This window comes from Flavilitoribacter nigricans DSM 23189 = NBRC 102662, from assembly GCF_002646595.1.
Lineage (GTDB): Bacteria > Bacteroidota > Bacteroidia > Chitinophagales > Saprospiraceae > Flavilitoribacter > Flavilitoribacter nigricans.
The window spans coordinates 1-9,898 of record NZ_PDUD01000090.1; the positions used below are offsets into that span (position 1 = coordinate 1).

General features: G+C 52.4%; 5 protein-coding genes. 3 read left to right on the top strand and 2 right to left on the bottom strand.

Annotated features, from left to right (window positions below; translation table 11 throughout):
• Window positions 1-259: 259 nt before the first annotated feature.
• The gene (locus tag CRP01_RS41240) at window positions 260-1,423 is read left to right on the top strand and encodes a hypothetical protein (protein WP_099155961.1); all 1,164 of its coding nucleotides are present in this window, start codon (window positions 260-262) and stop codon (window positions 1,421-1,423) included.
• 45 nt (window positions 1,424-1,468) lie between these two features.
• Here CRP01_RS41240 and CRP01_RS41245 read toward each other — a convergent pair whose 3' ends face one another.
• Together CRP01_RS41245 and CRP01_RS41250 are read right to left on the bottom strand one after the other, a co-directional pair.
• Window positions 1,469-4,576 carry a VPS10 domain-containing protein gene (locus CRP01_RS41245; protein ID WP_099155962.1) on the bottom strand — a complete coding sequence of 1,036 codons (3,108 nt, stop codon included), beginning with the start codon at window positions 4,574-4,576 and terminating at the stop codon, window positions 1,469-1,471.
• Window positions 4,577-4,728: 152 nt separating this feature from the next.
• A complete protein-coding gene (locus CRP01_RS41250; RefSeq protein ID WP_099155963.1) occupies window positions 4,729-5,694 on the bottom strand; it encodes an alpha/beta hydrolase in 966 nt (321 codons plus the stop codon).
• A gap of 112 nt (window positions 5,695-5,806) precedes the next feature.
• Here CRP01_RS41250 and CRP01_RS41255 point away from each other — a divergent pair, with 112 nt between their 5' ends.
• Window positions 5,807-6,859, top strand: coding sequence for a potassium channel family protein (locus CRP01_RS41255; RefSeq protein ID WP_099155964.1), 1,053 nt, complete (start codon window positions 5,807-5,809; stop codon window positions 6,857-6,859).
• Between the two features lie 166 nt (window positions 6,860-7,025).
• The gene (locus tag CRP01_RS41260; protein WP_099155965.1) at window positions 7,026-9,683 is read left to right on the top strand and encodes a glycoside hydrolase family 78 protein; all 2,658 of its coding nucleotides are present in this window, start codon (window positions 7,026-7,028) and stop codon (window positions 9,681-9,683) included.
• Window positions 9,684-9,898: the final 215 nt, after the last annotated feature.

The window sequence follows — 9,898 nt, forward strand, 5'->3', positions numbered from 1 at the left end:
TTCCTTTGAAGATTTCTTCTGATCTTTGTTCTGATTTCATGGCTTCGGATTTTTGTGTAAGAGTTCTTTCTTTTCTCTTAACGTTTGATCCGAAGCCTTTTGCAATTATCGGTACTCCCACTCTCCAAGTCACCTTGTCACCCACTCCCATTCCCTGCTTTAACGAATTTTAACAGGCCAAAATCAGCGGTTTAAATTATCCTTAAAGCTCCCGCAGGAAAAGATTAGGTAATTTGTAAAAGAAAACTCTGATGGATATATGCGTTTACTTTTACTCTCTATTCTGATCGTATTCCTGGCTGCCTGTGCCAATCCAGCTAAGTTGCTGGAGCAGGGGAAATACGCCAAAGCGCTTGAAGTAAGTACCTGGCAACTCAAAAACGGCCGGATCAAAGCCGCTGAACTGGCAGCGCTTGAATCCTCATTTTATTTGCTGACCCAACGGGATAGCCTGGAAATTGCCAGACTGAGATCGTCCGGGCGTCCGGAAGTGTGGCCGGATATTTACGAAATCGCCGGAAAGATCCAGCAGCGGCAGTCCAAAATACAGGAACTGCAGGACCAGTTGTCCCAATCCGGATATTTCCCCGATCTGCCTTTTTATCCGGCAACCGCCCTCCGGGAAGAAGCAGCCGAAAAATCCGCGCTTTATTTTTACGCCCGCGCTCAGGAATCTATCCCGGCGGCCCGCAACGGAGACCGGAAACTGGCCAGAACAGCCCACGAAGAACTTACCCGCAGCCTATCTTACATCGATGACTTTCGGGACGCGCCTGACCTACTGTCGGAAATGCGGGATCTCGGTACTACTCACTTACTACTGCTACCGGGCAGTAGCGGTTACCGCGGGAATGTCCGGGAGCCCGGTCTGTTGAACCAGCTCTACTGGAACCACCGTTTTCCGGAGCGAATGGATTGGCTGGTGGTTCACAATAATCCCGGTACTGCGCCCTTTATCGATTTTGAAATGGATTTTTTCTTTGTAGATGTTTTTGTCGGTTTTGATCAGGAAAGGGTTTCGTCCTGCACCAACAGCGTGGAAGTTGAGGACGGCTTTAAGCTAAAAAAGGTATGGAGTGAAAAGGATTCGGCCTATATCGAAATTAAAGAGATCATTTACAAAACCGTATCGGCTACCGTAGAAACCATCGAACAGAGTAAAGAGGCCGGAGCCAGTCTGCAACTGACGGTCTACGATCCACATACCAATGAGGTCTACAGTCAGAATCGCCTGTCCGGCGCGGCCGACTGGTATAATGTCTATTCCCGGACCTCGGGCGATGATCGGGCGATGACCGGTAGTTGCACCAGCGCCGGCGGAATGTGGTGTTCCTTTCCTTTTGACAGCAGTATGTTAGAAGATGCCGTCGATGAATTACGCTGGCCGTTCTGGAGGCGGGTCGCTGAAGTCCAACATTTATAGTATACCGGCTACCCGGTAAAAATTACCGGGCAGCCGGGCACCTTATTAGTCTATTGCTTTTAATCCTTTCGATTTTAAAGCAGTATTGATCTTCGGCAATTCCGCCGACAGCAATTGATCCAGATCTTTCAGGTGATTTTCCAACTCCTGGGAAAGCTCCTTAAATACCTGGTAAGCAGCATCGGTGGGCCGCGCATCGCCATTTTCCATACTTCTCCGGAGAGAGGCCAGGCGGTTATTCAGTTTGATCGGGAAATTGAGCGGATCCTGATTACTCTGGTTTTTCACCTGGTACAGATCCTCCTCAATCGCCGCCATTTTTTCCAGCAGGGGCTGGCTGGTGGTTTCCAAGGCATCATCCGAGGCCTTTTGCAGCCGGTCACTCAGTTGCTTCCGCATCTTTCGGATCTTGATGACCGCCTCGTTCGCTGCGGACGTTTTGTCGCGGATCTGCATGGCCAGGTCAAATTGCTCCTGCAGATCTTCCGCGGTGATGCCTTTCAGATTCGGATCCATCAACAGCTCGAAAGATTTCGTATCCTGAAAATCTCCCGCTGTGATCCGGACCTGGTATTCGCCAAGTGGTGCTTTGGGACCGCGCGCCGGACGGGCGCTCCAGATGATCATTCCGTCAAAGGTTTTAGCCCCGGGATACCGCAGGTCCCAGGTAAACGTATTCAGTCCTTCGGCCGTAGTCGGCTTGGAAGCACCTCCCCGCTGCCACCAGGGCAGATTGGGATCGGTTTTGCTGGTCGCCTTTTTGCCTACGTAGGTATCGATCACGGCTCCGGCTTTATCCAGAATTTCGATCTGTACGGAGTCCGGTTGTTCGTTTAGATAATATTGCACAGAAAGATCATAGACACCCCGGATCGGATCGCTGGGTTGGAACAACACGCCGGCCGCATCAAAGGATTCCGGCTGTATTTCTCGCAGGGGATTGATATCGTCCAGGATCCAGAAGCCCCGGCCGTGAGTACCCAATGCTACGTCGTCATTTTTCACGACCAGATCCCTGATCGGGGTATCCGGCAGATTCAACTGGATGGGTTTCCAGTGATCTCCGGCATCGAAGGAAATGTAGGCACCGTGCTCCGTACCCAGGAACAGCAGTCCCGGCCGAACGGGATCCTCCCGTACCGCGCGGGCAAAATGTCCCGGCTCAATCCCGTCAATGATCTTGGTCCAGGTTTTTCCGTAGTCGGTAGTACGAAAAACATAAGGTTCCCGGTCGTCTACCTGATAGCGATTGGCCGCCAGATACAAAGTCCCCGGATTATGCCGCGATTCGTCAATGATGCTCACCCGGGAATATTTGGGTAGATCGGCCGGTGTAATGTCCTGCCAGTTCTTACCGCCGTTACGGGTGATGTGGACCTTACCGTCGTCGGATCCGGCCCAGATCGTATTGATATCGTGAAAAGAAGGAGCAAGGGCAAAAACAGTCGCGTAGATCTCAGGTCCGTTCATATCCATGGTGATCACCCCACCCGTTTTGCCAAGGGTTTCCGGGTCTGCATAAGTCAGGTCCGGGCTGATGCGCTCCCAACTCTGGCCGTCATCGGTCGTTTTCCAGATGTGCTGCGAGCAGGTATACATCACATTCGGGTCCTGGGGAGCGAACATGATGGGGAAGGTCCACTGCCAGCGTTCGGGTAGTGAGCTCGCCGGTTCTCCCGAGAAAAACCGGGGATAGACCTGGATATCGCGGATCTGTCCGTTGCTGCGATCGTAGCGCGTTAAGAGTGCGCCCTGACTGCCGGCGTAAAAGATATCCGGATTGGTGGGATGCTGGGTGATCCAGCCACTTTCCCCACCTCCTACATCGTAGTACCAGCCGTGGTTGGGTCCGCGGGCCTGCCGGTGCCCCCATCCGTCACTCGGTACCGCTACGGTACTGTTGTCCTGCTGCGCCCCGGCTACATGGTAGGGTACATCGCTGGTCGCCATGACGTGGTAGAGCTGCGTGGTGCAATAATCCTGCTCCGTCCAGGTTTTACCGCCGTTAATGCTAACGTTGCCGCCGCCATCGTTGGCATTGGCCATTCGCAGGGGATTATTCGGATCGATCCAGAGATCGTGATTGTCTCCGTGGGGCGTCCGGATGACTTCATCAAACGTGACCCCACCATCGGTCGATTTATACATGCTGGTATTTAGGCCATAGACCGTTTCTTTGTCCCAGGGATCAGCGTAGATCCGGGAATAATAAAAGGCACGCTGCCGCAGCTTGCGCTCGTCGTTGGTCCGTTTCCAGGTCCAGCCGCCGTCATCCGACCGGAATACGCCACCTTCGTTAGCTTCCACAATGGCCCACAGTCGATCGGGGTCCGCCGGAGATACTGTAATGCCGATCTTTCCAAGCGGCGGTTCGGGCATTCCCGGATTTTCGGTCAGGTCGATCCAGTTGTCACCGCCGTCCACGGATTTAAATAATTTACAATCCGGGCCGCCGCCCCACATCTTCCAGGCTTTACGATACACCTGCCAAGTGGTAGCGTAAATAATCTTGGGATTGGTCCGGTCGATCACCAGATCCACGGCTCCCGCTTTGTCGCTAACGTAGAGGACTTTCTCCCAGGTATTCCCACCGTCCATAGAACGAAAAACACCGCGTTCTTCATTATCCCCGTAGGGATGCCCCAGCGCCGCTACATAAACGATGTTTGGGTCCGTCGGATGTACACGGATCCGGGAAATAGCCTGGGTTTCTTTCAGGCCAAGATGCCGCCAGGTTTTTCCACCGTCGGTCGTTTTATACACTCCGTCTCCCTGCGTGATACTGCCGCGAAGCTGCACTTCGCCCATGCCAATGTACACGACATCCGGATTGGTTTCGGCAACGGCTACCGCACCCACCGAGGAACTGGTGAGTTGCCCGTCCGTCACCGGGAACCATTCGTTCCCGCCGTCGGTCGTTTTCCAAAGGCCACCGCCGGTAGCACCAAAGTAATATTCGTTTGGGCGCCCGGGGCTACCACTGATGCCGAGTGAACGGCCGCCGCGGTCGGGCCCGATATTCCGCCATTTCATGGATTGGTAGACCGCCGAAAGATCCGGTTCGGCTGCCCCCTCCGACTGGGCCGGCAACATACCGACCGCCAGGCCTATGCTACACAGGCCCGTGAGTAAAAGATGGATGGTTAATTTCATACTAGTGTTAATATTAGAAATAAGAGATGAGGAATGGGTTTCGCTATCCACACTCCATTTCCGGAAATCAGACCGGTAAACCACCGAAGTCGCTATACCGACTTTGTAGCCTAACTACTCAAGATCTAAATGTCCGGAAGCACAGTGTGCTACTAAACCTCGTTCCTCACTTCTTCCCGATAAAATCGCATGGCACCCGCCATCATCCAATCGAACATCGGATTGGCAGACGGCGGCAATTTGGGGCCGAGTGATTCCTGTAGGTTGAGTTCTACGGCTTTTTCCAGGGGTAGGCTGGCGTGGGGCACCTGGGCGGATACCAGAATGGTTACGCCCTTTTCCACATAGTTTTCCATAAAAGAAATGATCCCCGCCAGCTCCGCGGTAGCATCGTGTACGGAGTGCGCCGCGAAAACGGGCAACTCCAGTTGCTTATCTTCCAATAATGTCTTGTTCTCGTTGATGATCTGCACCAGTTCGAAACCGGCAAAACTGGGAAGCACGGGATATTTGTAGGGATCGCGACCGATACCCGACAGCTTTCCGTCCGTAATCCGGGTGATGGACTGGATAAAACTGATCCGGCCGGCAACTTCGGCCAAACCACCGATGGACAGCGCTGCCGAAAATAGAAATAAGCCGCCGTTTATGTGGGATCGATCCCGCAATATACGATTTAAACTCAGCGCACCGCCGGTAGAAAAGCCGCCGATGGAGATCACATTTCCCAAAAGTCCGGCGGTATGTACGGCGTGATCGATCGTTTCCCGCCATTTCCGGTCCAGTTGCTCGTCCTGCATCGCTTCATCCGGATCGACCAGTCCGTGGGCCGGCAACAGGGGCATTACCACGTGGCAACCGGCCCGGTAGAAATGGTTAGCAATAGCCTGCACATAAAATGGACAATCGCTGAGGCCGTGGGTCAATACCACTACACAATTGCTGGTCTCCGGCTGGAGCAAAAGTCGGGGACCGTTGCCCGGTTTGAGCAGCGGACTGTGCAGGCAATAAGCATTGGTAATTTCCGGCAGATCCAGGGACTGATAGTCTACTGATCCGAGGCGGGCAGCGTAGTGCTCTTTGAAAAAATCCAGTACGATAGCGGGATCGGAACTCATATAATATTGGGATTTCTTGTTTATGTGCAGGAAAATAATAAAATATCTTAAGGTCAGTTTTTATATTTGGCCACTATCCGCCCCCAAATGAAAGTTTTAGGATAATGTAAGTATGAAATACCTCAAAAAATTTCGCGTACTCATCTTCGGGCTGCTCGCTTACCTGACTCTAGTCTTTTTCCTTTACCTGGTGGAAGCCGGCGCAGAAAGTGCCAACATTCACTCCTTCATGGATGCGATCTGGTATTCGATCGTGACCCTGACCACCGTGGGTTACGGAGACTTTTTTCCGGTGACCTCGGTAGGGAAAATAATCGGGATCGCCTTTGTGATCGGTAGTCTGGGTCTGTTAGGTCTGTTGATCGGCAAGGCCGTTGAGCGTTTTAATGAAATCCAAGAAAAAAGAAAAATGGGACTAAATGGTACTGATTTCTCCAATCATATCGTCATTATCGGTTGGAATGATTTTTCCCGGGAAGTAGTCAAGCAGTTGCGCAATTCCGACCGCCGGGTTGCCATCGTAACCGAACAGAAGGACCAAATCGACCTCATCTACGGTTCCTTCGGCAAGGACGATGTGTTTGTACTTTTTTCCGACTGGCGAGATACCAGCAATTTTGACAAACTCAATCTGGAGCAGGCTTCGGTAGTATTTGTGAACCTGCCCAATGATACCGACAACCTGATCGCCATGCTGAATGTCAAAAAGGTAAACAGCAAGGTGGATTTTGTAGTCGCCCTGGAATCTTCGGATCTGCGGGATACATTTTTCAGCGCCGGCTGTACGCACGTACTTTCGAAAAATGCGATCGCTGCCCGATTGATCGCCAGCTACACCTATGAGCCGGACGTTGCCATGTTTGCCAATGACCTGATCACGTCCACCGTGTATAATGAAGAATCGGAATTCGATATTCAGCAGTACCGGATCACCAGTAGCAATCCGTTCGCCAATCAAACTTTCGGGCATGCGTTTCATACCCTGAAACAAAAGCACAACGTGATCGCCATCGGAATCTGCAAAACCCAAAACGGGACCCGGGAACTGATCAAGGTCCCCCAGGATGATACGGTATTGGAAGTGGGGGATTATCTGATCCTGATCCTGAATGGGAAAACCGAGATCGAGATCGTGCGGGAATTTGGCATTAAGGAAGGCGTTTGAAAAAACCAAGTTTGAGATAAAATAACCGGTCTGCAAGTACCGGCGCTAATGATAAAAACGGGTCCGGATCCGCAGTAAGCAAAATGTGGATTCAGCCCGTCTTTCTTTTTTATAAACTGTTCTGTTTTAACACGAAATAACCAACAAGGTGAAATTCTATCTATTGATGCCACTGATCTGTCTGGCGCTTTTTACTGCCAACTCTGCACAGGCGAAAAGTATTGCCGTTCAACTTCAATGCGAATATTTGACCGATCCGATCGGACTGGATACGCCGGAACCGCGGCTCCGCTGGAAAATGGAGGACGACCGGCAGGGTGCTCGGCAAGGGGCCTACCGTATCTGGGTAGGCACCGAAAAAAATGAAGTGGATCAGGGGAAAGGGAATATGTGGGAAAGCGGTATGATCAAAGGGGCAGAACAGTTGGTCCGCTACGCCGGCCGGCCGCTGCAACCCTTTACGCGCTACTACTGGCGGGTACAGCTCTGGGATAAAGATGATCAAGCCGGCGCACCTTCCGAAACCGCCAGTTTCGAAACGGGCATGATGGACATCAGCAACTGGCAGGGTGCCTGGATTACCGATACCCGGGACGAGGACCTGAAGCCCGCCCCGTATTTCCGAAAGGAATTTTCGGCGGAAAAACCGATCGCCAAAGCACAGGTTTACGTGGCGGCAGCCGGACTGTACGAATTGTTTGTCAACGGTGAGCGCATCGGCGACCAGCAGTTAGATCCGATGTATACCCGCTTCGATCGGCGCAATCTCTACGTTGCCTACGATCTAACGGAACAGGTACGCTCCGGGGAGAATGCCATTGGGGTTATTCTAGGCAATGGCTGGTACAACCATCAATCAACGGCAGTCTGGTATTTCCACCAGGCTCCCTGGCGCGCGCGGCCGAAATTTTGTCTGGACCTGCGCATTACCTACGAAGACGGCACGACCGAAGTCATCAGCACCGATAATAGCTGGAAGACCGCTCTGAGTCCGGTCATTTTCAATAGTATTTACACCGCTGAGCACTACGATGCCCGCCTGGAGCAGGAAGGCTGGAATGAAGCGGGATTTGCGGATAAGGAGTGGAGAAATGCAGAACTGACACCATCGCCCTCCCAAAATGTCCTGGCCCAAACGCTGCATCCGATCCGGCATACGGAGAGCATCCGGCCCGTTGGTTTCCGAAAGATAAGTGACCGCCAGTATATTTACGACCTCGGAAAAAATATTGCGGGGGTGAGTCGCATCACCGCCCGCGGATCGGCCGGCACCACCCTGCGCCTGACCCATTCGGAATTACTGGACGATGAAGGTATGATCGACCAGTCGAATATCGATATTCACTACCGACCAACCGACGACAGCGATCCTTTTCAGACGGATATTTTCATTTTGAAAGGAGAGGGCGAAGAAAGCTTTACGCCCAAATTCAATTATAAAGGCTTTCAGTACGTCGAAGTAGTTAGCGATCAGCCGATCGAACTCAATCAGGAAAGCCTCACGGGACTGGTGATGCACAGCGATGTGCCGCCGGTCGGCCGGGTAAGTAGCTCCAATCCGACGCTGGACAAGATCTGGGAAGCCACCAACAGTTCGTATCTGGCCAATTTATTCGGCTATCCGACCGACTGCCCGCAACGGGAAAAGAACGGCTGGACAGGGGATGCCCACATTGCCATTGAAACCGGTCTTTACAATTTCGATGGTATTACCGTTTACGAAAAATGGCTGGGCGATCACCGGGACGAACAGCAACCCAACGGCGTATTGCCCGCCATCATCCCCACCAGCGGATGGGGCTACCAGTGGGCCAACGGACCGGACTGGACGAGCACCATCGCTATCATTCCCTGGAATATCTATCTGTTCTACGGCGACGCCAGTTTGCTGGAAGCTTGCTACGATAATATCAAGCGCTACGTGGACCACATCACGGATATCAGTCAGGATCATCTCACTACCTGGGGGCTGGGCGACTGGGTACCGGTCAAATCCAAAAGTCCGGTAGAGTTCACTTCTTCTATCTACTACTTTGTGGATGCGTCGATCCTCGCCCGGACGGCTAAACTACTCGGCCACGATGCCGATCACCAAAAATACAGTGCCCTGGCCGACCGCATCAAGGCCGCCATCAATGCCAAATACCTCAAGCCAGAGACCGCTAGCTATGGTTCCGGTCTGCAAACCGAATTGAGTGCTGCACTGCACTGGGGGATCGTTCCGGAAGAGCTCCGGCAGCAAGTCGCCGATAACCTGGCCCAACGGGTGATTACCGATAAGCGGCATATCGACGTGGGCCTGCTGGGCACCAAAACCATCCTGAATGCCCTCAGCGATAACGGCCACGCGGACCTGGCCTATACCGTAGCTGCACAGGAAACCTTTCCTTCCTGGGGATGGTGGATCGTCAGTGGCTCCACTACGCTTTCCGAGAACTGGGACCTGGAAGCCGGCTCGGACATCTCCCGCAACCACATCATGTTCGGAGAGATCGGAGCCTGGTACTACAAAGCGCTGGGAGGAATTAAACCGGACCCGGCCGAGCCGGGCTTTAAACACGTGCTGCTGGAACCTCATTTCGTGCCTGACTTGCAGCAGTTTTCGGCCACGCACGAGAGTCCTTACGGGGAGATCCGGTCTTCCTGGGAACGCAAAGGGAAAAAGGTAAGCTACCAGCTAACGATCCCACCGAATAGCCGGGGAACTGTCGTCTTTGCAGACGCCCAAAAGATAAGTATGAATGGAAAAAATTTAAGCAAAGGAGAAGCGGGATTCTCAGTAGAGCTCCTGGCCGGAAATTATGAGTTCGAGATTGAAGAATAGTATGGTCGGCACTTGGTAAATAACAGACTTTCAGAGAGCAGGTAGAAGGAGATCAGCACATGAAACTGAAGATGCCTCTACCTGCTTATAAGTCTTAATTAGGCCGTCCCTGTAAATTCTCCAGGAGATAGTCTTCGATATAAAATTTGGCTATTGGCCGTTTCCCTTGTGGAGTTGTAAATCCGAAGATTGATGATTCTAGGTCTATACGGTCC